Consider the following 22,920-nt stretch of genomic DNA (forward strand, 5'->3'; position numbering starts at 1 on the left):
TTAGATTTCAACGTTATCCTGATATAAAATAAGTATAAAAGTAAATACAAATAATCAGGAGGTTTTTTTGTGAAACGATTGAGAAAACAAAATCAAGAGCCAGCGCATGGAAAAAATAGTGCGGAAAAGACAGTAGTACCTGACACAAATCAGTTGAATGCTGAAGAAGAGGCAGAATTTAACATCTTCTTTCAAGCGGTGCTTGAAAAGCTACCGAAACCAGCGGCTAAAATCATTCGCAACAGCTACGGTCGCTCAAGAGCGCAAGCAGAAAAAATAATGGCCAAAGGAAAAGAGCAGTCGGATCGGGTTTTTGATTCGTTTTTACTCGGTGTCGACGATGCGACACGTAAGAAAGCCCATCGGATAATCCATGCAGCATCATTGACAGCGGCCATTATTGGTTGCTCACCGATCCCTTTTTCTGATGCCTTTTTGCTAGTACCTGTGCAGATGACCATGATGGCCCGTTTGTATCGTTTATTTGGTCGTCCATGGTCTGAAGGTTTGACGAAAAGTTTATCGAAAGAAATGGTGGTCGTTACTTTTGGTCGCAGTGCTGTCGGAAATGTATTGAAATTTGTCCCAGCAGTCGGAACGGTTGCAGGTGCAGCGGTCAATGCTACTGTCGCCACAGGGATCACGGAGGCATTAGGTTGGGTCACGGTTAAAATGCTGAACGATGGCGAAGATATTTTTGATCAAGTCATGTCTTTTAAAGGGCAATTTTATACGTTGATCCATGCATTGAATATTGGTAAGATATCAAAGTAGCATCATTCAGGCTTGGTGCATTGGCATGCGGATTTTCTGCCTATCTTATAGCAGCTGTTACAAGATAAAAAAACGGTGTCGCAGTGTATTGTTTTGGATGGATGAATCAAGAATGGGAGGGGTAATAGTGAAAGAAAAAATCACCCGCGAGGATGTCAGTAAACAATTGGTTACAGATAGCTATTTTGAACCGGGAAATGTGGGACTAAAGATAAAGCAAACTATTTTAGTGATCATCGCCTGGTTATTGATTTTTATTCCATTCATCTGGCTAGCCATTCCGTTTTTTTTCCCGCGGACAGCTGATTGGCTAGATTTTCGCGTGTATGTTGAAGAACGTTCGGCATTTAGCTATCTATTTATTTTCCTGATCGTTGTTTTTTTACTATTGACAGTGTTGTTTGTTTTGTTAACAAGAAAAAATAATCGACGTTTCAAAAATCAGTTGCATAAACAATCCTTGCATGATGAGGAGATGTTAGAAAAAAGGAAGATGCTTATGTCCGAATTTTATACAGCGCGATTTGGAGAACAGGAAGAACGGCAAAAAGTTAGATACTATGTTGTGAAACCTGAGCAAAATATTTCAGAAACGGAAATCAAGTCGCTGTTTCAGCGAAATGAGGTGTAAGTATGTTCACAGTTTTTCATACGGGGATTGAATGGTTGGATGTGTTTTTAAATCTGTTGATGATGATTTTATTCACCTATCCGATCATAGGCGGCTTTGCTTGGTTTATTGGCGTGATGTGTTATACTTTCTTATTCCGATATCGGCAATTAGAGTGGATTCCGATCCCAAAAGAAATTGAGCCGATGATTACAATTATGGTTCCAGCACATAACGAAGAAATTGTGATCGAGGATACGATTCATTATTTAATGCAGAAATTAAATTACGACAATTATGAAGTTTTGGTCATTGATGATGGATCGACAGATCAAACACCTGCCATACTCGAAGGACTCATGGAACAATATCCAAAACTTAGGGTTTTACGTATTGAAAAAAATCAAGGAAAAGCCCATGCTTTCAACGTCGGCGTTGGTTTTGCCAAAGGAGAACTGATCCTCAGCAATGATGCGGATACTGTTCCTGAGCCAGACGCCTTATGGAAATATATCAATTACTATATTCGGCAAGATGCGATCAATATCTCGGCGATTACTGCCAATATGGACGTTCAGAATCGCAGCACAATTATTGGTAAATCACAATCAGTTGAATTTTCAAGTATCGTTGGCATCATCAAAAGGACGCAGCAGGCAGTATTAGGGGTTATCTATGCTTATAGCGGCGCCAATACGATGTATCGTAAAGATGCATTATTGGATGTTGGGTTGTTTCGGCAGAATCGTGCGACTGAAGATATCAGTATTGCATGGGACCACCAATTTCAAGGCTGGTTATCCTTGTTTGCGCCGAAGATCATGTTTTTCATGGAGGTTCCTGATTCCCTTAGAATGTTGTATCGTCAAAGAAAGCGGTGGGCAAAAGGCGGAACTGAAGTGTGGCTAACCAATTTTAAGAAGGTCATGGCCCATCCTTTCGCGAATATCGGTCGTACCTTTATGTTTATTGACCAAAGTCTCAGTATCATCTGGTCCTTCTTTTTTTGGCTCTCATCACTGCTCTTTGTCTGCTCACTCGTTTATTTTATACTGCAAGGCAACAACGAACGCATCTATCATATGTTTACGATGGCATTTCTTTTTGTTTGTTTTGAAATGATTGCAGGTGCGATTCAGTTGTTTACAAGTTTGTTGGTAGATGATGGGCGCAAAAAACTAAAATATTTTCGCTTTGCACCTTTCTATATGCTCTTTTATTGGATGATCAATGCGATAACGATCGTTACTACATTCGTACCAGCCGTCAAAACGATTTTGGGGTATGGGAGTGGTGTTTGGGTCAGTCCAAAAAGGCAAGGGCAAGGAAAGAAATCAGAATAGTAGAAAAAAGAAAGCTGAGAAGCTTTCTTTTTTTGTTGAGCGATTTATTTTGAAAATAGCATTCAGGTTGTTGTGCCTATGCTATAATCGTTCAAAAAGGAGTCATTATGCATATCCAAGATTATCAAAAAGCTATCTTGCAAAACAAAATCGATCATCAATTTAATACCACCAATATTGAAAAAGAGTTTTTGGCGTTGTATGGGGAAGTGGCCGAAGCATTCGATGCTTATCGCAAAATGGAATCTGTCGGAGAAGAATTGGCAGATGTTGCGATTTATCTTTTTGGCATAGCAGAGCTGCTGCAGATAGATTTAGAAAGAGAGATTCAAACGAAAATGAAAATCAATGCATCAAGGCGCTATGTCGCAAATGGTAATGGCTATGCTACAAGGGTTGATGATGCGGAAAATGATGAGGAGAAAAGATGACCAACAATGTAAATATCGTCCCATGGACAAGCACATTCCTTGAAAAAACAGTAGCGATGTACATCGATGTTTTTTCTGCTGAACCCTGGAACGATCTGTTGACTGAACCACAAATCACAGGCTATGTCACTGCACTCATGGAGATGAACACCTTTCTTGGCTATGGCTTGCTCAACAAGGAGACGAATGAACTGCTAGGCTATGCCATAGGGTTTGTTAAACCGTGGTATCAAGGAACAGAATATGTGATCGACACTTTTCTGATTGCCTCGGACCATCAAAGTCAAGGACTGGGTTCATCTTTTATTCGCCTGATCGAAGAAGAATTACGTCAAAAGGGCATTCCTACAATCTTATTGGATACAGAAACAGCGATGCCTGCCTTTCAGTTTTATGCAAAAAATGGCTTCAAACCGTTACCTGATAATGTGACACTCTACCGTTCGATTGATTGATACATGTCAAAGCCCAAACGCAACTATTCTCTTGATGGGCGTTAGGGCTTTAGTTATACACAGTTTCAACAGGTTTATCCACAATATATTGTGGGAACTTACTTTCGCCTACGAAATATAGTATTTGGTGTGCTTTTCTGGATAGATGAGTCACACGAGTATGGTCTTTTGATCAATCCTAAAAGTTGATTGAAAAAGGTGACAGATAAACCGAGAGCTGAAAACAACGTGTGAAGATCCATGTAGTCTAAAAAGCCCCAAAAAAAGAAACGTAATAACACATTACGCTTCTTTTTTTGGGGCTTTTTGTTTTTTCTCGTCTGTGGTCGGTACGGAATCTAAGGCTTTTTTGAAAATTTCTTCTTTTTTCTTTTTGTAGTCATCTTGACGTTCAGCATAAACTTTCTCTTTGGTCTTGGTTTTCATACGCGGTCACCTCTTTCTTATAAATACTATAGCATAATTTCACAAACTTGCAAATTTTTTCGTTCTTAATGCCGAATTAATTAGCTTTTTATAGTTTGATGATTGTGAAAATACGCTGTCTGTTTAAGTTGCCATTAAGTTTCAGATGTTCTAATAAAAGATATATCAACGAGAATAAACAGATACAGGAAGTGAGATAGGATGAAATTAGCTACACTGGTCAAGAATTGTTTTCTCTTAACACCCTTAAAAGATGAAGCAAAAGAAATAGATATTCAAATCGTCACAAAAGATAGCCGATTAAAAGCTGAAAATAGTTTGTTTGTAGCAATTAAAGGAACCCATTGCGATGGACATACAAAAATACAAGAAGCTATAGCAAATGGGGCAGTTATGGTGGTTGTAGAAGCAAGACCTCAAGACATCGAGATACCTTATATCCTAGTATCAGATACAACGAGAGCCTTAGCGCAAATTGCGGCTGCGTTTTATGAGCGACCAAGTCACCAACTACAAGTCGTGGGTGTAACAGGTACCAATGGTAAAACTACGGTTACACAATTGATAGGACAATTGACCGATTTACTCGATCAAAAATCAGCTGTTGTCGGTACGATGCACAACCGCATAGCGGATAAAATAATTGATACAGTAAATACTACACCGGATAGTTTAACCTTGCATATGCTGTTGGCACAGATGGTTGAATCAGAAATTTCAGTCGCAGCACTAGAAGTGTCTTCTCATGGGTTGTACGGAGGGCGTACATGGGGGATCGATTTTGATGTCGCGGTATTCACAAATTTAACGCAAGATCACTTGGATTATCATGAGACGATGGAAAATTATTTCCAAGCCAAAAGTTTATTGTTTTCACAATTAGGAAATCAAGCATCAGCACAAAATAAATTGGCGGTGATCAACTGGGATGATCCATATGGACGCCGGTTGTTGCAAATGACCAGTGCCAATGTGTTGACCTATGGCTGCAATGGTGAAGGAATGTTGCAAGCAGTTGATTGTGTCATTATGAGTAGCCAGACTAGGTTTACGTTGACTTATCTGGGGAAATCCTATCAGGTCTCGACCAAATTGATAGGTACATTTAATGTGGCAAATCTATTGGCAGCTATTGGGGCCATGATTGGCATAGGAATGACTATAGATATGCTTGTACCGTTGATTCCAGCGCTAGAACCAATCTGTGGTCGGTTTCAAACCGTAGAAAATGTCAAAGACGTAACTGCCATCGTAGACTATGCCCATACACCAGATGGCTTAGAAAAAGTATTGCAAACCATTCAAATGATTGCGCCACAACGCATATATTGTGTTGTGGGTTGTGGTGGGGATCGCGATAAAACAAAACGTCCATTCATGGCAGCAGTTGCTATGCGTTATGCGGATAAAGCGATATTTACTATGGATAATCCTCGATCAGAAGACCCAGCACAAATTGTCTCTGACATGGTTGTTCAGCAGAAGAACACCAACTATGAAATTATACTGGATCGTCAGTTAGCGATTCACCGTGCTTTAGATTTAGCCATACCAGGCGATATCGTATTGATTGCTGGCAAAGGGCATGAGATGCGTCAAATCATCGGTACAGATGTTATCCATTTTGATGATCGAGAAATGATACGCGCTTATCGCATATCACCATAGATATGTCGTGAATCGGCCGCCGCTGAATAAATATAGTGGAATAGATTTTTTTAAACATGAAATAATAGTTTAAAGGAGAAAAAAGTCCAAAAAAAACTATGTTTTTTATGCAGATTTAAAATAACGAAAAAATCAATGTGTAGCAGATTGTTCAAGTTGTTATGGTTGATGCGATAAACTTTAGACTGTTTTTATTAAAAAAACGTAAAGAATAATAACGAAAGTTGGCAATCGGCGTGTTTTATTAAACGTCCGGTAAAAAATTACAAGATGAAAACAATATCATTAATCTTTATTTTTTGTTAAAATGAGGTTTCAGGGGGTGTTTAATTGGAATCTCGTAAAGTCATGCGCAAGCGTTCAATCAAACATAAACGGTCTCTTTTGGTCCAAAAAGGATTAGGGATCACGGCTGCACTTGCATCTACATCAGGTGTTTTTACTTCACTGGTTCATGCAACAGAAACCACAAGCGGCACATCAAATACAGCAACGGCTACGCTATCAAGATCAGCTGGTGCTACAACGATCAATCAGCAATTTAAGACAACAGCGTCATTAAATGTACGGGCATCTGCTTCGACAAGTGCGTCGATCGTTGATGGCGTAGCTGCAAATAAAACGGTCAAAGCTGTCGCCAAACAAAGCGGTACATCGGTCAACGGCAATACGACTTGGTATAAACTATCAACAGGTGGTTGGATCTCTGGTGCATATGTCAAGAGTGTGTCTGGTACGTCTTCGTCGACATCTAACACAAATACAGCCAGTACAAATGAAACAGCTGTGTCAAAAAGTGTGAAAACCACAGCAGCACTAAATGTACGTAGCAATGCGCAAACAACTGCTAGCGTAGTTCGCGGACTAAGCGCGAATGCAACAGTGAAGGTTGTCGCACAAAAAAATGGAACCTCCGTCAATGGCAATACCAAATGGTATAAACTGTCATCAGGTGGTTGGATCACGAGTGCCTATGTACAAGAAGTAAGCAATGCTGGCAGCAGCAATTCGAGCACCAGCAATACCAGTTCAACGGAAACGGCGATTAGCAAGAACGTGAAAACAACGAGTGCGCTAAATGTACGTTCTTCCGCATCGACAAGCGGCAGTATCGTGGGCAGTCTAAGCAACAGTACAACAGTGAAAGTCGTTGCTCAAAAAAGCGGCACGACTGTTGCGGGCAATAAGACTTGGTATAAACTATCAACTGGCGGCTGGATCACAGCGGCTTATACAAAGGCAGCTGCGACAAGCGGAAATTCTGGCAATTCTTCTAATAATACGTCAACAAACAATAATACGAATACCGCCAAAGAACAAGCAGTCAGCAAAAACTTGCAAGCTACCACAGGCATCAACGTTCGATCAGATGCATCGACTTCAGCTAGCGTCGTTTCAAGCCTCAGCAGCAATGCAACTTTCAAGGCTGTGGCACAAAAACAAGGAACGACAGTTGGGGGTACCGCAACTTGGTACAAATTGTCTACCGGCGGCTGGGTGACAGCAGCCTATGTCAGAGAAGTCAGCAGTCCGACAAATACGGGCAATAGTTCATCAAATAGTGGCAGCAATTCATCCAATACCAATGTATCCACTAGTGTGAATGGAGCCGCAATCGTTGCCGAAGCCCGCAAATACATTGGTACACCGTACCAATGGGGCGGTAAAGGGCCTGATGTATTTGACTGTTCAGGTTTTACCCGTTATGTCTTCTTACAAGTGACTGGAAAGAACATCGGTGATTGGACCGTTCCGCAAGAAAGTGCCGGCACGATCATTCCCGTTTCTCAAGCACAAGCAGGAGACTTATTATTCTGGGGAGAAAAAGGCAATACCTATCACGTTGCCATCGCAACGAGTAATTCAAGTTATATCCATGCGCCAAGCACAGGTTATACAGTCACTGAGGCCAAGTCTGGTTTTGGTACTGCAAGCTTTGCGTTGAGAGTGAAATAAAAAAGATGTTCAGTAGCAAGAAACAGCTACTGAGCATCTTTTATTTTTACTTGGATTTCGGTTAAATAATTTTGCTGGTTTGCCAGCAACGTTTCGTGTAAGGTTCTTTCAAAAAAATACCCTTCAGCTTGCCAATTTTTCTTGCCCATCATCCGCTTTAGATCAGCATAAAAAGCATCCAAGCCGTTATCATCTCCTTGGTATATGACGGATAAATAGCGACCTGCCGGTTTGATAAAAGTAGCTTGTTGCTTGTGGTCGCTTTGGACAAAGAAGAAATCATAGTCGGATAGTTGCTGTTTATCTGAATGGGTCATTGTACCATAGATGTTATTCGCAAAAATATAAGGTTGTGATTTCAATAAATCGTACCCGATGGCCAACCGTTCAGTAAACGGCATACCTGCAACAGAAGGACTTAACTGTAAATACGCTTCTTCTAAATCTATCAGCAACGGTACGCCGATTCGGTGCTGGGCTATATCCAGATCGCTGATTTTTCTTGTCAACAATTGATGAATCGTTTTTAATTGATCCATTTTTGTTTCAATCGTTTCTTTTTGTGCCATCAATGATTGTTTCGCGACCGATGCATCTTGATGCAAAAGAAGTTGAATATCTTTCAAGGATAACGAAAGTTCTTTTAATGATAAAATCAAACCAAGATCATTCAATTGTTCTATTGTATAAAACCGATAGCCATGGGCATCTTTATAGACGGGGGAAAATAACCCGATCTCATCATAATAATGTAATGTTCTCGTATTGATATGGGCCAACTTCGCCATTTCAGCAGTACGTAAATATTGACGGATATGCGACATAAGTATACTTTCTCCTTGACTTTACAGTTACTGTAAACTTTATGATAAAAGAAGTCAATGAGATAGGAGGAAAAATTCAATGAAACAAAAAATAACATATCGCAACTATCAACCCTCAGATTTTTCTGATTTGGTGCAAGTCATCATAGATAGTTGGCAATATGACAAAAAATATAGCAAACAGGTAGCCCAACATTTTGCCTCGATTTTTCTCAGTTATGAATTATCGCGTGCCACTTACAGCCAGGTGGCGGTGATGGGGCAGCAAGTTGTTGGTGTGATACTTGCTGTGACGAGAAAAACTGCTAAATTGTATTCTTTTCAGTATGGGTTAAAAACCATCTTTCATGGATACCACTTATTTTTGTCTCGAGAGGGACGACAATTGATTCGGCATGTTGTGAAAGAAACAGCTGGCGTCAATCAAGAGATGCTGTCTGAACTAAATATTTCTTTTCAAACAGAAGTTGGTCTTTTCGCTGTCAGTCCCAAAACACAAGGTACAGGGATTGGTAAACAATTGTTTTCTGGCTTTCAAGCATATATCAATCAAATTGGGGCTGCGCCATATTATTTATATACTGACACATCCTGTAACTTCGGCTTCTATGACCACCTCGGTATGAAACGCGCAAAGGCGAAGAAGCACGTGGTTCAAGCACCTTACAGACAGGAACTAGACTTGTTTATCTACACTTCTCCAGCCAATGATTAAGACGCTAAGCGACGAGCAGTCTTAAGCATAAACCAATTAATTGACATAAAATTATCTTCTCTTTAAGCTTTTAGTTATACCATTTTTAGGTATTAATTAATGGGGAGAAAGAGGGGAGAAAATGAATAAGAAAGAGGAGAAAACACTGCAGAAATTTGCGGCGCCACTGGGTCTGTCGGTAGATGGGAAGAATGGTGTGATCTATGGGGAATATGAGGGATACCATGTGTATTTGATTCAAGTAAATCACAATAGTTATTCGTTTGCGGTCAATTTTTCTTTAAATAAAGCGGGGGAATTACCGCAGCAAGATGAAGTGAAACAAATAGTGAAAGAATCAAAAGATATCATCGACTGCGTGATTCAAGGGTATCAAGTGATCTATACATTGCGTGGTGGCATGACAGTTGCTAAAACGGTAGATAAGTTGGGGCTATCGTTGCAAACGATCAGCGCATTTTTACACAAATTAGGTTATCAAGATACCTGTGCTTTATGCGGCACAAATGAATCTGACGTTTCACTTTATACGGTCGAAGGCTCGCCAGCTATTCTCTGTGATGATTGTTTTAAGAAACAACAAGAGACCATCAGTATCCAAACAAGAGAGCAAAGGAACGTGAAAGAAGCCATTTTATCTGGAACAGTGGGTGCCTTTTTGGGTTCGTTGATTGGTGCAGGTGCGATTATTTTATTGGGACAATTGGGTTATGTTGCCGCCATTTCAGGCATTGTCATGGCAATTTGTTCCATCAAAGGGTATGAACTACTGGGTAAAAAATTGAGTACGAAAGGGATCATCATCGTGTCGGTGATCATGCTGATGATGGTGTATGTTGGGAATCGGTTAGACTGGTCGATCAGTGTGGCCAATTATTATACAGATGTAGATATCTTTTATGCCTTTCGGATTTTGCCTGATCTAATAAGAGAAGGCTACTTGGAGGGAAGCCAGTATTATGGAAATTTAGCCATTGTGTACTTATTTAGTGCAATCGGGGCGATTCCAACAATTATGTCGGCTATTCGAGAGAGAAAACAGACCCAAGAAAGTTATAAGATGTGATAAAAAAATTGTAGATAAAAAACATGGAGGTAATCATTTTCTCTATGTTTTTTTCTTATATTTGGCTTTTAAATAACGCAGATAAATTGTTTATAGTAATTTGATAAAAAATAAATGAGAAAAAAGCTTGCTTTTATAATTAATATTTATTAAAATCTTATTTACATTCAGATTTTTATAATAATTCTGAAAATTGAGAAAACGACAAGGGGTAGGTAGGATGAAGAAAAAGTGGGGATATGGGATCGTTGCAGTCTGCGGCATCGTATTAGCTGGTTGTTCAACAGGAGGGACTTCTAGTACGGGCGCAAGCAGTACTTCTGGTAGTGGCACTGCAGCAGCAGAACAAGTATTCAATGTCGTTGTCCAACAAGAAATGCCTAGTGCAGATTTATCATTGGCAACTGATACAATTAGTTTTAGTGCGTTAAACAATGTGTATGAAGGTCTTTACCGATTAGATGCTGACAGCAAGCCAGAAGCAGCCGGCGCAGCTGAATTGGCTGAAGTGAGTGATGATGGATTAACCTATACATTAAAATTGCGAGAAGATGCAAAATGGTCCAATGGAGAGCCAGTGACTGCCGCTGATTATGTGTATGGCTGGCAACGCACAGTGCGTGCTGAGACTGGGTCAGAATATGCGTATTTATTTGCACCAGTTGCAAATGCCGAAGCAATTACAGCTGGGGACGCAGATGCATCAGAACTAGGTATCAAAGCAGTCAGCGATTATGAATTAGAAATTACACTGACAACACCAACACCTTATTTCCCTTACTTGCTGGCATTTCCATCTTTCTTCCCGCAAAGTCAATCGGTGGTAGAAGAAAATGGTGATCAATATGCACAAACAAGTGACAATTCGGTGTATAATGGGCCATTTGTCTTAAGTGGGTTTGATGGACCCGGTACTGATACAGAATGGGTTTACGAAAAAAATGATCAATATTGGGACAAAGATAGTGTCAAACTTGATACGATCAATGTCAGTGTAGTCAAAGAATCTGCTACTTCGTTGAATTTATTCCAAGACGGACAAGCAGACGATGTGATTTTAACTGGTGAGTTGGCGCAACAAATGGCAAATGATGAAGCGTTTGTATCAGAACCATTGGCTCGTACATCTTACTTAGAGTATAACCAAATCGATGAAGATTCTCCTTTCCGTAATGCCAATCTGCGTAAAGCAATCTCAGCGGCAATCGATCGTGATGCATTGGTTACATCGATTTTAGGGGACGGATCGCTTGCCTCAACAGGACTGGTTCCATCAGGCATGACGTTTAGCCCAACTGATAATACAGACTTTGTCGATGAAGCCGGAAGTGTGATCGAATACGATCAAGACAAAGCAAAAGAGTACTGGGAAACAGCGAAGTCAGAACTGGGGATCGATTCCCTTGATTTTGAAATCTTAGCATCTGATACCGACTCTACCAAGAAAGTGATCGAATATATTCAAAGTGCTGTTCAGGATACATTAGACGGTGTGAAGATCTCACTAAGTCCAGTACCATTCTCAGTTCGTTTAGATCGTTCAAACACTGGCGATTTTGATGTTGTCATGGGTGGATGGGGCGCTGACTATGCAGATGCAAGCAGTTTTACTGATCTATTTGTTACAGGGAATTCATATAACCGTGGTCGATGGAGCAATGAAGCATACGATGCGGCGGTGAAGGCTTCAGGATCTACGAATGCAGGTGATCCAGAAGCCCGGTGGCAAGATCTCTTAGATGCTGAAAAAGTGATTATGGATCAACAAGGTGTGACACCGGTTTATCAAAATGTCGAAGCACATTTACGTGCGCCAAAAGTCAAAGGCGTGGTTTCTCACGGTGCCGGCGCACAATATGATTACAAATGGGCATCAATTGAAGAATAAGCATCAAAAAATGGACTTGCATGTGCAAGTCTATTTTTTTGAACTGTTTGTTCTTACTTACACAATGTTAGTGATGAAAACGGATGCGTTTTATGATAAAAAAACAAAAAAAGATAGCAGAGGACGAGAATACGTCCTTGCTATCTCCGTTTTATGAAAATCAATTTCACACAAAATTGATTATTCGCTAACTGTTACGTCACCTGTTACAGAAGCGCCGTCTTCGTCAAGTGTTGCTGAGTCTTGGAATTCTTTAGAAGTAAAGGTTACGTTACCTTCAACTTTAGCACCATTCAATACAAAGCCATTGGCATTTACTTCGATATCACCTTTGATGACACCGTGAACGATGTTGAAGTTTTCAGAGTTCACAATCAATTTAGGAACAGTCACAGTGTATTCAGCAGTGACATTGCGGTCTTCATCTTGTGCGTATAAAGCAAATTTACGGTAGATGTCGCTTGCGTCATCACCTTTATCGTGGAACTCGCCATCAACAGTTACGTCTGCGTCGAAAGTCATATCATCAGTTACAGCAACGATCCAGTTTCCGTCAGCGCTTAAAGCTTTTTCGATCACTGAAGTTTGGTCACTTACTGAAGCTGTTGAAACAACATCGTCAGTTGATTCAGTTGTTGCAGTAGATGCAGCAGTTTCTGAACTTGAGCTAGCGCTTGTATCGTTATCTGAACTACATGCAGCTAATAAAGAACCTCCCATAAGTAATGTTGCAGCAAGTAAAGTAATTTTTGTTTTTTTCATGATTCCTTCTCCTTTTTGTAATCCCATAGTTTTCTTAAAAACAAAATGATTATACCATACACATGATAAGTTTGTGAAACAAAAAACATAAATGAGGAGAAATTTAATAAATATCAATTGAAAATAAAAAAATAAGCCCTTAGGCTTATTTTTTATCGTTGATTTTTTTAAAACTCGATACGATTAAATCAGTAATCATTTGATACATATAAGCATGGGTCTGATAATTCGTTTGGTGTGGAAAAACAAGTGCTTCTTCAACAAAGGGAAATTCTGAAATTTCAGGATTAGATGTAATGACCATCACTTTTGCTTTTGTCCGTGTAAAGAAATCTTTTCTGGGCGTTCCATTGCGAATCTGCTGCTTGGTTAAATAATCACCTGAATTAGTGAAGATAATAAAGAGAGAATCTTCATCCGCTGATTTAATCAATTCTTCTTGGACGATATCATCTTGAAAGGTACGAATAAATTTGCCATTGTATGCCAATTTGAACTGGAAATCAATGGCTGCAGATTCAGAAAATAAGATCCCGAAAGCAAAAACTGTTTTGTGATCGTAGATGGCTTGTGCAACTCTAGTGATTGCCGGCATATCCAAATGTTCTTTTAAATATAGAATGTCTTTGATCACTGCATCAAAATAGGGTTCGATCCCATCTTGTTCCATCGCAAATAAGATATTTGAACGATAATTCAACGGATTGTTGAAGCGATTTTCAATAAAAGCTGCATTATCTTTTAGATCGCTGTAATCGTCAAACCCCAGTGTTCGAGCAAATTTTGATACGGTTGATTTTGATACGTGACACAAATCAGCAAACTCCCCGATACTCAATGTTTTGATTGCTTCATAATGGTTGATCATCGTTAAACCAATAAAATAATTGGTGGAGTCAGCAGGTGCATTATTCAGTAAATTCAATAATCGAATGATTAAAAGCCCCATAAAAATCCTCCTTTCTTGAAAGCAGTTTCCAAATTGCGAACTTTCCAGCCTTTGGATAAATTATCTGTTATATTGTGTCCATAAAGCGCTTTATAAATTGAAATTAGGAGTGAGTCATTTGGCAAAAGATTACACAAAACTTGCTGATGAAATTATAACACAGGTTGGCGGAGAGCAAAATATAGTCAATTTATACCACTGTATCACTAGATTACGATTCAAATTAAAGGATGTCGATATCGCTAGACAGCATAAAGAAGCGATTGAGCAATTGGATGGTGTGTTATCCGTCATTGAAGGCAATGGGCAATTTCAAGTAGTTATTGGCAATCATGTAGCGGATGTTTTTCAGGCGATCATGAAAAACTATTCAATTCAACATGCATTGGAAAGTGAAGCAGCAGATGAAGAACCCAAAAACCAAGGCAATATTTTTATTCGTTTCTTCAATGTATTGTCAGCAATCTTCAATCCAATCATTGTTGCATTAGCCGGTGCCGGTATGCTGAAAGCATTGTTGGTTGTTTTTACAACCTATCAGTTAATGGATGCGGAAGGCAGCACCTATAAGATTCTTGCCGCTGCAGGCAATAGTGTATTTTATTTTTTGCCTTTATTTTTAGCAATCAGTGCAGCCCGAATTTTCAAAGCGAATATGTTTATCTCTTTGGCAATCGTTGCGGCTTTGCTGGAACCGAATTTTACTGCGATGGTCACAGAAAATGGTGTAACTGTTGATTTCTTTGGCATTCCAGCAGTATTAATGGGCTACTCGGGTACGGTGATTCCGGCAATCGTCTCGATTTATATTTATAGCCAGCTTGAGAAGCTATTAAAACGTGTGATACCAAAGAATATTGAGATCTTTGCTTTATCTTTAGTGGCGTTGTTGATCATGGTTCCTCTAACTGTCTTGATCATTGGCCCTGTTGGCGTCATGTTGGGGGATGGTTTAGGAAATGTTATGAATTTTATAAGTGACAAGAGTGGCTTGTTGGCAGGCGTATTGATTGGCGGCGGTTGGACATTCTTAGTTATGATTGGGATTCATTGGGGTGTCGTGCCGATTATGGTCAATAATTTAGCCACATATGGTTATGATACGTTACGCCCGATGATTGCAGCAGCAACTTTTGCCAGCGCAGGCGTTGCTTTAGGTGTCTTTTTAAGGTCTAGGAGAAAAGACACGAAGAGTTTAGCATTGTCTTCATTATTACCAGCATTGCTTGGTGGAATTACAGAACCAATCGTATATGGATTGTCTGTTAAATTAAAAAAACCATTGATTGCACAGGTGATTGTTGGCGCAATTACAGGCGGGTTTATGGGGATGATGCAGACTAAAGCAATCGTGTATGTTTTTCCAGCATTGACGACCTTGCCAGCTTTCTTCGGGGATACGTTTGTTTATTATGTTATTGGGATTGCGGCCGCATTTTTTGGCACAGCGATTTTAACTTATATCCTCGGCTTTGATGAAGCGCCAGAACAAAGAGCCATTGAAGAAGGTGTCGGTCTACAAGTAGTGACACCAGTCGAAGGGCAAGTGATTACACTTGATGACGTGAAGGATGAAGTTTTTTCATCAAGAGCGATGGGAGATGGTTTAGCTGTTTATCCAACCACGGGAACTATTTATGCACCAATCACAGGTGAAGTGGCGACAGTCTTCCCAACTGGGCATGCATTTGGCATCCAGTCAGCAGAAGGAACCGAAGTGTTGGTCCATATTGGATTAGACACAGTAGACTTGCCAAAGGGAATCTTTGACATGACTATCAAACAAGGGGACCAAGTGAGTAAAGGGCAGATGATTGGCACGTTTGATCTCTCGGCTATTTTACAAAAAAATTATGATCCTACGACAATGCTCGTATTTACTAGTGAAGTGAAGGAAAATGGCTTATCCATCAAAGATCAAAACGATAAAGAAGTGACAGCATTTGTTACCAATGATTTACTAAAAGGAGCGATTTCATGAGTGTATTTCCAAAAGAATTCCTATGGGGCGGCGCAATTGCTGCCAATCAAGCAGAAGGAGCTTATTTGGAAGGAGGGAAAGGGTTAAGTGTGGCAGATATCTTGCCCGTCGGTGAAAAAAGGATTGAGAAAGTATCATTGGATATAGATAAGGACAGCTTTTATCCTAGTCATGAAGCAATCGATTTTTATCATCGATATCCAGAAGATATTGCGTTATTTGCAGAAATGGGTTTGAAGTGTCTGCGGACATCAATTGCTTGGAGTCGGATTTTCCCCAATGGAGATGAGATGGAACCAAATGAAGCAGGATTACAGTTCTATGATGATCTTTTTGATGCATTGCTGGCGAAAGGAATCGAACCCGTTGTAACATTGGCACATTTTGAAACGCCCTTGCACCTTGTTAAAGCATATGGCGGCTGGAAAAATCGCGCGTTGATTGATTTCTTTGATCGCTATACAAAAGTTGTTTTTGAACGATATCAAGGCAAAGTAAAGTATTGGATGACATTTAATGAAATCAACCATACCCATACCATTCCCCTATTAGCAGCTGGTGTAGATGTGTTTGCTTTTGACAATGAAGCAGATAAGCTGCAAGCACTCTATCAAGCTAGTCACAATATGTTTGTAGCTAGTGCAAAAGCTGTCTTGAATGGGAAGAAGATCGATCCAACCAACCAAATTGGTTGTATGCTTTCGCTGAGTCCAATCTATCCTGCAACATGTAATCCGCAAGATGTTTTTGAGTCTTATCAATTGAGGAGACGTTCATTGTTTTATAGCGATGTTCAGTTGCGGGGAGCTTATCCTGAATATTTTGCCCGCATTGTCGCTGACAATCATTTAACATTAGATATAACGGATGAAGACCTAGCGTTGATCAAAGATGGCGTGTGTGATTATCTTGGCTTTAGTTTTTATCGTAGTTCACTGCATGAGGCTGGCATGAAAATCTTAGGCAATACTGGAGGACTTTTAGGTAAAAAAAATCCTTATCTGAAGGAAACCGCTTGGGGATGGCCAATCGACCCATTGGCATTGCGTTACGTCTGCAGTGAATTGACAGACCGCTATCAAAAACCGTTATTTATTGTTGAAAATGGCATCGGGTTGAAAGATGTCGTGCAACAAGATGGTCAGATCATTGATCAGGATCGGATGGTCTATTTAAAGGATCACGTAGAAGCAATGGCTGAATCGATCAAAGATGGGGCGACGATTATCGGCTATACATGGTGGGGACCAATTGATATCGTTTCAGCAGGAACTGGGGAAATGGAGAAACGTTATGGGTTCATTTATGTCGATAAGCAAAACGATGGTAGCGGTGATTTATCACGTCATAAGAAAGCCAGCTTTGATTATTACAAACAAGTGATCGAATCAAATGGTACTGATTTGACTTATCGAGCGTACGTGAAGGAGGTAGAATAATATGAAAAGTTACTTTCCCAAAGATTTCCTGTGGGGCGGTGCCACAGCCGCAAACCAAGTAGAAGGTGGATCAGATGTTGGTGGCAAAGGGTTGTCCGTGTCGGATGTCTATATCTTTGATGGAGATTTGCCGAAAGAACATTGGACGGATCAGTGGCACATGATGACCCATCAACAAGTTGCAGAAGCGCAAGACCATGACAGTCCAAAATATTATCCCAAACGGCATGGAGTAGATTTCTATCATCATTTCAAAGAAGATATTCGTTTATTTGCTGAGATGGGATTTAAAACGTATCGCATGTCGATTGCATGGACGCGGATTTTTCCCATGGGTGACGAACTTGAGCCTAATGAAGCGGGATTAGCTTTTTATGATGCGGTATTTGATGAGTGTTTGAAGTATGGCATTGAGCCCTTGGTCTCACTCTCTCACTATGAGATGCCGTTGTATTTGGTCACGCAGTATGGCGGGTGGCCAAATCGTCAACTTATCGATTTTTATGTGCGTTTCGCGGAAACAGTAGTGGATCGTTATCAAAATAAAGTCAAATATTGGGTAACTTTCAATGAAATCAATTGTGTCAAGCATCATCCATATGTCAGTGTTGGCATCATTGAAGAAGGACATCCGCATATTGAGCAAGATAAATATCAAGGCGCCCATCACCAATTCGTAGCGAGCGCCCGAGTGACGGCTTATATCCACCGTGTGATTCCTCAGGCAAAAGTTGGTTGTATGATCAGTTATCAATTATTGACACCTTATAGTTGTGATCCAGATGACATCCAAAAAACAGTCGAGCAGCAACGGACCTCTCTTTTCTTTAGTGATGTGCAAGCGAGAGGCTATTATCCAGCGTATGCAAAACGCATGTTTGAAGAAAAATCAGTTGAATTAGTTATAGAAGACGGCGATTTAGCAGTGATTCAGGAGAATCCGGTCGATTTTGTTTCCTTTAGCTATTATATGTCAAGTGCAGTTAGTGCCCATCCTGAACGATTGGAAAGTGCAGTCGGCAATTTGATCACAGGCGGGATCAAAAATCCGTATTTACCAAGTAGCAAATGGGGATGGCAAATCGATCCTAAAGGATTGCGTACAGCATTGAATCAGTTATATGATCGTTATCAAAAGCCGTTATTTGTCGCTGAAAACGGTCTAGGTGCAGAAGACATTGTAGAAGCTGATGGTACGATCAATGACTCTTATCGTATTGATTATTTGCGTCAACATATTGAACAAATCAATGAAGCTTTACATGATGGCGTCGATGTCTTCGGGTATACAGCTTGGGGCTGTATCGATATTGTTAGTGCTTCGACAGCGCAAATGTCCAAACGCTATGGGTTCATTTATGTCGATCAAGACGATGAAGGAAACGGAACAAAGAAACGTATCAAAAAAGCGTCATTTGATTGGTACAAGCATGTCATTGCTTCTAATGGTGCGGATATTTGAATAATAGGTAGGACTTAGGCAAACCATGCAATTCATAAGTTTTCCTTACAATAACAATGATGTCAAAAAGACCATTGCTATTTATGGTGAGACATGATATGATAGCTAAGTAAAGTTCTGATATGTTAATACTTGTTTATCTTTTATTTGATACACACTTCAATTACACATCATTTTCTATTACAAAAATAAACACAGTCGATGTGTAATATGGAGGTATACGTTTATGAATAACGGTACAGTAAAATGGTTTAATGCAGATAAAGGTTTTGGATTTATTACAGGTGAAGACGGCAATGATGTATTTGCTCACTTTTCAGCTATCCAAGGCGAAGGTTTCAAAACTTTAGAAGAAGGTCAAGCAGTGACTTTCGACGTTGAAGAAGGCCAACGTGGCTTACAAGCAACAAACATCGTTAAAGCGTAAATGAAACTTTAAGAGAAGGTCGGAAACGATCTTCTCTTTTTTTAGTTAAAGGAGAAAAAAATGGCAAATACCTACGGGTTCAAAGCACCGCAACCTTCGCAGTCTGGCGGAGAATTTTCAATCGGACAAAAAATCCAGTTTTCTTTTAAAGAACAACTGCATATTGGCCTGATTGAAAATATGTTGGAAAATACGGCAGTCATCAGAATCATCGAGAGTCCATCGAAAACAATGATCAATTTTAAAACGGTTATTCGTTATACAGAATTAAAGCGCTGATTTCTTCTGAATGCCTTTTAATTAGAAGAGAAGATGCTTTATTTGGTGATCTGTGTTATAATACATATACGCGACAAATATTTTTGTACCACACGTTACTTGTTTTGAAGAAATTTATTCAAACCTGGCGTAACTTCAGAGTTACAAGGATACAATAGAGGTTAGGGATTGTATCGTTTAAATGAGAAATAATTAATAGTAGTAATAGTATGCTGCAACTTTCAACGAATAAATATTGACTCGTCAGATAGCCTTCACATGGGAAACATGTGAAGGCTATCGTTCATTTTATCGTTTGTTTTGGTCGATCAATCAGCAAGAGGCAATGCAATGATCACCGATTGATCTGGCGTTTGATCAGTTAACAGTGAATCTGTATATTGTTTTAGGAAGTAGGAATAAGTTGCGAGCAGCTGGTACTGGTCGGAGGACTTGATTGCCTGTATCTGCTCTTTTGTATATTGGTCGTTTCCTGTGAAGAGTGCTTGATTCAAGTCATCAATAAAGGTACACAACGCATCGATTTGTGCTTCAGTTAATTCAGCGACCGAATCGAGTTGTTTTCGAACCATTTGTTCCGTACTTTCAGAAAAAACAGCCGACTGATATTTTGTATAGTTTAATAGGTTATCATCTGTTTGGTCTGTGGCTTTTGCCCAAGTATTCAAATCAATTGTACGTGCTTGATACTCGATTTGCTTTTCGGAGAGTGTTAGCACACCGTAGCCTAAATTTTCTGTACTATAAGAGCCTGTAACGATTTCTGTCAATCCATGCGCATTTTCTTCGATATCTTGAATATGGATATGGCCGGAAAAAACAGCTGGTACATCGAATGCATTCAATAGCGTCAATGCCTCGTCTGCATTGTCCAATACATATCCGTCCGTCAGCAATGCATTATGGGCATAGAGATTGTGATGCAAAAATACCAATGGGGTTTGCCCATGTTCTTTTGTCTCTTCTAACTGCGTTTTTAACCAAGCCAACGTGCTGGCTTTTAATTCTCCATTCGTATTGGGGTCATCCCAGTTTACATCTGAATCATAGATACATGAATCCAACAAGAATAATCGATAGGTATCATTGAGGTTGATACTATAGCTCAAAGAAGTTTTATCTAGACTATTGGCTTTATCAAATCCTTCTGCAAAAATATTTTTGAAATCATCCGTACTTAGTTGATCGGCATAATATTCTTTGTCTTTTGCAAAAGCTCTAGCCCAACCATTGTGTATCTCGTGGTTGCCAGGAATACCTAAAACCAAAATCCCTGCTTCTTGTAAGGGAGCAAGTAACGCACTGAGTTCTTCTGCGCTGGCTTTCTCACCATTCAACGTCATATCACCTGTCAAAATAATACCAGTGGGCTTTTTTGCCAACGCCTCGTCAACAAAAGCCGAAATAGCTTCTGCCTGATAGTGCATTTCTTTGCCAGCGGCACCTTCAGAAAATTGTTGGAAGGCTTCCCCATTATCGTGCAAAGAAGAGGATAAGAAGTGACCATCGCTAAGTAACCAAAATTCAGCTTGCGCGTGATCAATAAGCATGTTATTTGACTTCGCGGCTTTTTGTATATAAAAGAGTGTACTTGATACAATAGTAAGGAGTACCACGAGCCCGATGATCAGTACAATGGGTTTATTTTTTTTGATCATTATACCCTCCGTTGTTTTTTATTTATTATAGAAATAGACAGAAGAAAAGTCACATAAAAGGTTTTCAAATCAGTGGAAATGCAGCATCCTTATATGATTAAAATAACGCCGTTTAATATCTATGGTTAATGAAATGGTTTTGATATGAGTATTTATAAAAAATAAAAAAACATATTTTTTTGAATTTTCCACGAGATGAAAAAAATGATCATCTTGTCCTTTTGGATGAGAAAACGCTGGTTTAACAACATTTTTGATTTGTTTTTTTTATTCACATCATTTTATCAACAGGAATGAAATATTTTTGTAACATTTCCTTTATCTGTATGTCATATGTGTGTGGTAGAATTCATTTGTCGTTAAAAAAGAATTTTAAACTTTCTTAGATAAGATTAAGTTTCTATAAAGACAGATTATCTGTCAATCAAATAGCCAGTCGGAGGAAAAACGAGTGAAGAAAAGTTTGTTATCAGCATTGATGGTGTGTTCATTGACACTAACAGCCGTTGCAGCACCTAGCTTAGCATTAGCAGATACCATTGATGATCAAATCGAACAGCAAGACCAGAAGATTGATTCTTTAAAAGGTCAACAAGCTGACGCACAATCACAGATCGATTCTCTAGAAGCAGAAATTGAAACTGTGGGCGCTAAAGTAACAGCTTTAGAAGCCAAACAAGTTGAATTAGGTCAAGAAGCAGAGAAGTTGCAAGACAAAATCGCAACCCTTAAATTACGTATTGCTAAACGTGAAGAAGCGATCCAAAAACAAGCACGTGATGTGCAAGTCAATGGTCAAAGCACGAACTTTATCGATGCTGTATTAGAAGCAGATTCATTAACAGATGTGATCGGCCGTGTACAAGCAATGACAACGATCGTCAACGCCAACAATGATCTTGTTGAACAACAAAAACAAGACCAGCAAGATGTTGAAGACAAAGTTAAAGAAAACGAAAGCAAAATTCAAGAAGTTGCTGCAAACCAAGCAGAACTAAAAGAACAAAAAAATGCGATCGCTGCGAAACAAGCAGACTTGAATGTATTAAAAGCTGATTTAGCTGCTGAACAAGCAACAGCTGAAAAAGACAAAGATGCATTGAAGAAGAAAAAAGAAGAAGCGGAAGCTGAAAAAGCCCGTGTCTTAAAAGAACAACAAGAAGCAGCAGCGAAAGCAAAAGCTGAAGAAGAAGCCCAAGCACAAGCTTTGAAAGAAGCCCAAGCGCAAGCAGCTAGTGAAGCAGAAACGACTGTTTCAGAAACTGCATCAAGCAATACATCTTCAAGCAGCAGTGCTTCAAGTAATGCTAGTTCAAATGAATCAAGCAGTACTTCATCAAGTACTGGGTCATCAAATGATTCATCAAGCAACAGCTCGACTGAATCATCAAGTGACAATTCTACTTCTACAGGCAGCACATCTACAGGTGGCGGTACTGACCACTCTGGTTCAGGCAACATGTACGCATGGGGTCAATGTACGTGGTATGTTAAAAATCGTGCTCCTTGGGTAGGTACTTACTGGGGTAACGGCGCACAATGGGGTGCTTCAGCAGCAGCTGAGGGATATACAGTCAATGGTACGCCAGCAGCTGGTGCAGTAATCGTTTTTGCAGCTGGTCAATCAGTAGGCGGTACTTGGAATGCAAGTAGTGCGTATGGTCACGTAGGTTATGTTGAATCATATGATGCAGCAAGCAATACCATCACCATCTCTCAAGGCGGTATGGGCTTTGATAATCCTGGAGGACCAAACACTGCAACAATGAGCGCTTCAGGTTACACTTATATCCACCGTTAATCAAAT

Annotated in this window: 21 protein-coding genes; 16 read left to right on the top strand and 5 right to left on the bottom strand. The window is 39.7% G+C overall.

What is annotated here, in order from left to right; translation table 11 throughout:
• Positions 1–153: 153 nt before the first annotated feature.
• The 5 genes from IGI41_RS03065 (at position 154) to IGI41_RS03085 (ending at position 3,613) form a co-directional block, all read left to right on the top strand.
• Positions 154–774, top strand: coding sequence for a YcjF family protein (locus IGI41_RS03065; protein WP_430612701.1), 621 nt, complete (start codon positions 154–156; stop codon positions 772–774).
• Between the two features lie 127 nt (positions 775–901).
• Entirely contained in the window at positions 902–1,405 is a 504-nt protein-coding gene (locus IGI41_RS03070; RefSeq protein ID WP_430611262.1) for a hypothetical protein, read from the top strand.
• A gap of 2 nt (positions 1,406–1,407) precedes the next feature.
• Positions 1,408–2,727: a glycosyltransferase family 2 protein gene (locus IGI41_RS03075; protein WP_430611263.1), complete on the top strand. Its 1,320-nt coding sequence runs from the start codon at positions 1,408–1,410 to the stop codon at positions 2,725–2,727.
• Positions 2,728–2,834: 107 nt separating this feature from the next.
• Positions 2,835–3,158 (top strand): MazG-like family protein, encoded by a 324-nt coding sequence (locus IGI41_RS03080; protein WP_430611264.1) that lies wholly within the window; start codon positions 2,835–2,837, stop codon positions 3,156–3,158.
• Positions 3,155–3,613, top strand: coding sequence for a GNAT family N-acetyltransferase (locus IGI41_RS03085; RefSeq protein WP_430611265.1), 459 nt, complete (start codon positions 3,155–3,157; stop codon positions 3,611–3,613). Before IGI41_RS03080 ends, IGI41_RS03085 begins: the two co-directional genes overlap by 4 nt.
• Positions 3,614–3,895: 282 nt before the next feature.
• Here the strand turns inward: IGI41_RS03085 and IGI41_RS03090 are convergent, their stop codons facing one another.
• Positions 3,896–4,039 (bottom strand): hypothetical protein, encoded by a 144-nt coding sequence (locus IGI41_RS03090; protein ID WP_430611266.1) that lies wholly within the window; start codon positions 4,037–4,039, stop codon positions 3,896–3,898.
• 201 nt (positions 4,040–4,240) lie between these two features.
• Between IGI41_RS03090 and IGI41_RS03095 the strand changes: the two genes are divergently transcribed.
• Both IGI41_RS03095 and IGI41_RS03100 read left to right on the top strand, forming a co-directional pair.
• Positions 4,241–5,707: a UDP-N-acetylmuramoyl-L-alanyl-D-glutamate--2,6-diaminopimelate ligase gene (locus IGI41_RS03095; protein WP_430611268.1), complete on the top strand. Its 1,467-nt coding sequence runs from the start codon at positions 4,241–4,243 to the stop codon at positions 5,705–5,707.
• A gap of 330 nt (positions 5,708–6,037) precedes the next feature.
• Complete coding sequence (locus IGI41_RS03100) at positions 6,038–7,663, top strand: SH3 domain-containing protein (RefSeq protein WP_430611269.1); 1,626 nt, start codon at positions 6,038–6,040, stop codon at positions 7,661–7,663.
• Between the two features lie 26 nt (positions 7,664–7,689).
• On the opposite strand, the gene IGI41_RS03105 is transcribed toward IGI41_RS03100, so the two are convergent.
• Complete coding sequence (locus IGI41_RS03105; protein WP_430611270.1) at positions 7,690–8,487, bottom strand: MerR family transcriptional regulator; 798 nt, start codon at positions 8,485–8,487, stop codon at positions 7,690–7,692.
• A 79-nt stretch (positions 8,488–8,566) separates the two neighbouring features.
• Here IGI41_RS03105 and IGI41_RS03110 point away from each other — a divergent pair, with 79 nt between their 5' ends.
• The 3 genes from IGI41_RS03110 (at position 8,567) to IGI41_RS03120 (ending at position 12,156) form a co-directional block, all read left to right on the top strand.
• Positions 8,567–9,202, top strand: a complete 636-nt coding sequence (locus tag IGI41_RS03110; protein ID WP_430611271.1) for a GNAT family N-acetyltransferase — start codon at positions 8,567–8,569, stop codon at positions 9,200–9,202.
• Positions 9,203–9,323: 121 nt separating this feature from the next.
• Entirely contained in the window at positions 9,324–10,268 is a 945-nt protein-coding gene (locus tag IGI41_RS03115; protein WP_430611272.1) for a hypothetical protein, read from the top strand.
• 220 nt (positions 10,269–10,488) lie between these two features.
• Positions 10,489–12,156, top strand: a complete 1,668-nt coding sequence (locus IGI41_RS03120; RefSeq protein WP_430611273.1) for a peptide ABC transporter substrate-binding protein — start codon at positions 10,489–10,491, stop codon at positions 12,154–12,156.
• A 180-nt stretch (positions 12,157–12,336) separates the two neighbouring features.
• On the opposite strand, the gene IGI41_RS03125 is transcribed toward IGI41_RS03120, so the two are convergent.
• Positions 12,337–12,918 carry a polymer-forming cytoskeletal protein gene (locus IGI41_RS03125; RefSeq protein ID WP_430611274.1) on the bottom strand — a complete coding sequence of 194 codons (582 nt, stop codon included), beginning with the start codon at positions 12,916–12,918 and terminating at the stop codon, positions 12,337–12,339.
• Positions 12,919–13,063: 145 nt separating this feature from the next.
• Positions 13,064–13,867, bottom strand: coding sequence for a MurR/RpiR family transcriptional regulator (locus IGI41_RS03130; RefSeq protein WP_430611275.1), 804 nt, complete (start codon positions 13,865–13,867; stop codon positions 13,064–13,066).
• 109 nt (positions 13,868–13,976) lie between these two features.
• On the opposite strand from IGI41_RS03130, the gene IGI41_RS03135 reads away from it, so the two are divergent.
• From IGI41_RS03135 to IGI41_RS03155, 5 genes are all read left to right on the top strand, one after another.
• A complete protein-coding gene (locus IGI41_RS03135; RefSeq protein ID WP_430612703.1) occupies positions 13,977–15,848 on the top strand; it encodes a beta-glucoside-specific PTS transporter subunit IIABC in 1,872 nt (623 codons plus the stop codon).
• On the top strand, positions 15,845–17,287 hold the full coding sequence (locus IGI41_RS03140) for a family 1 glycosylhydrolase (protein WP_430611276.1): 1,443 nt from the start codon (positions 15,845–15,847) through the stop codon (positions 17,285–17,287). Before IGI41_RS03135 ends, IGI41_RS03140 begins: the two co-directional genes overlap by 4 nt.
• Before the next feature lies 1 nt (position 17,288).
• The gene (locus IGI41_RS03145) at positions 17,289–18,749 is read left to right on the top strand and encodes a glycoside hydrolase family 1 protein (RefSeq protein WP_430611277.1); all 1,461 of its coding nucleotides are present in this window, start codon (positions 17,289–17,291) and stop codon (positions 18,747–18,749) included.
• A gap of 226 nt (positions 18,750–18,975) precedes the next feature.
• Positions 18,976–19,176, top strand: a complete 201-nt coding sequence (locus IGI41_RS03150) for a cold-shock protein (protein WP_086273664.1) — start codon at positions 18,976–18,978, stop codon at positions 19,174–19,176.
• A gap of 60 nt (positions 19,177–19,236) precedes the next feature.
• Positions 19,237–19,455, top strand: a complete 219-nt coding sequence (locus IGI41_RS03155) for a hypothetical protein (RefSeq protein WP_430611278.1) — start codon at positions 19,237–19,239, stop codon at positions 19,453–19,455.
• Between the two features lie 308 nt (positions 19,456–19,763).
• Here the strand turns inward: IGI41_RS03155 and IGI41_RS03160 are convergent, their stop codons facing one another.
• Entirely contained in the window at positions 19,764–21,005 is a 1,242-nt protein-coding gene (locus IGI41_RS03160) for a metallophosphoesterase (protein ID WP_430612705.1), read from the bottom strand.
• Positions 21,006–21,564: 559 nt separating this feature from the next.
• On the opposite strand from IGI41_RS03160, the gene IGI41_RS03165 reads away from it, so the two are divergent.
• Positions 21,565–22,914, top strand: a complete 1,350-nt coding sequence (locus IGI41_RS03165) for a PcsB-like coiled-coil domain-containing protein (protein WP_430611279.1) — start codon at positions 21,565–21,567, stop codon at positions 22,912–22,914.
• Positions 22,915–22,920: the final 6 nt, after the last annotated feature.

The sequence above is a fragment of the Enterococcus sp. DIV0876 genome (assembly GCF_050529585.1).
In the GTDB taxonomy this organism is placed as follows: domain Bacteria; phylum Bacillota; class Bacilli; order Lactobacillales; family Enterococcaceae; genus Enterococcus_D.

Excerpts from the sequence above, each read along its gene's own strand:
- IGI41_RS03115 (WP_430611272.1), top strand. The coding sequence starts at position 9,324 with ATGAATAAGAAAGAGGAGAAAACACTGCAGAAATTTGCGGCGCCACTG.
- IGI41_RS03110 (WP_430611271.1), top strand. The coding sequence starts at position 8,567 with ATGAAACAAAAAATAACATATCGCAACTATCAACCCTCAGATTTTTCT.
- IGI41_RS03150 (WP_086273664.1), top strand. The coding sequence starts at position 18,976 with ATGAATAACGGTACAGTAAAATGGTTTAATGCAGATAAAGGTTTTGGA.
- IGI41_RS03090 (WP_430611266.1), bottom strand. The coding sequence starts at position 4,039 with ATGAAAACCAAGACCAAAGAGAAAGTTTATGCTGAACGTCAAGATGAC.
- IGI41_RS03120 (WP_430611273.1), top strand. The coding sequence starts at position 10,489 with ATGAAGAAAAAGTGGGGATATGGGATCGTTGCAGTCTGCGGCATCGTA.
- IGI41_RS03140 (WP_430611276.1), top strand. The coding sequence starts at position 15,845 with ATGAGTGTATTTCCAAAAGAATTCCTATGGGGCGGCGCAATTGCTGCC.
- IGI41_RS03155 (WP_430611278.1), top strand. The coding sequence starts at position 19,237 with ATGGCAAATACCTACGGGTTCAAAGCACCGCAACCTTCGCAGTCTGGC.
- IGI41_RS03080 (WP_430611264.1), top strand. The coding sequence starts at position 2,835 with ATGCATATCCAAGATTATCAAAAAGCTATCTTGCAAAACAAAATCGAT.
- IGI41_RS03085 (WP_430611265.1), top strand. The coding sequence starts at position 3,155 with ATGACCAACAATGTAAATATCGTCCCATGGACAAGCACATTCCTTGAA.
- IGI41_RS03160 (WP_430612705.1), bottom strand. The coding sequence starts at position 21,005 with ATGCTTATTGATCACGCGCAAGCTGAATTTTGGTTACTTAGCGATGGT.
- IGI41_RS03105 (WP_430611270.1), bottom strand. The coding sequence starts at position 8,487 with ATGTCGCATATCCGTCAATATTTACGTACTGCTGAAATGGCGAAGTTG.
- IGI41_RS03125 (WP_430611274.1), bottom strand. The coding sequence starts at position 12,918 with ATGAAAAAAACAAAAATTACTTTACTTGCTGCAACATTACTTATGGGA.
- IGI41_RS03145 (WP_430611277.1), top strand. The coding sequence starts at position 17,289 with ATGAAAAGTTACTTTCCCAAAGATTTCCTGTGGGGCGGTGCCACAGCC.
- IGI41_RS03130 (WP_430611275.1), bottom strand. The coding sequence starts at position 13,867 with ATGGGGCTTTTAATCATTCGATTATTGAATTTACTGAATAATGCACCT.
- IGI41_RS03095 (WP_430611268.1), top strand. The coding sequence starts at position 4,241 with ATGAAATTAGCTACACTGGTCAAGAATTGTTTTCTCTTAACACCCTTA.
- IGI41_RS03075 (WP_430611263.1), top strand. The coding sequence starts at position 1,408 with ATGTTCACAGTTTTTCATACGGGGATTGAATGGTTGGATGTGTTTTTA.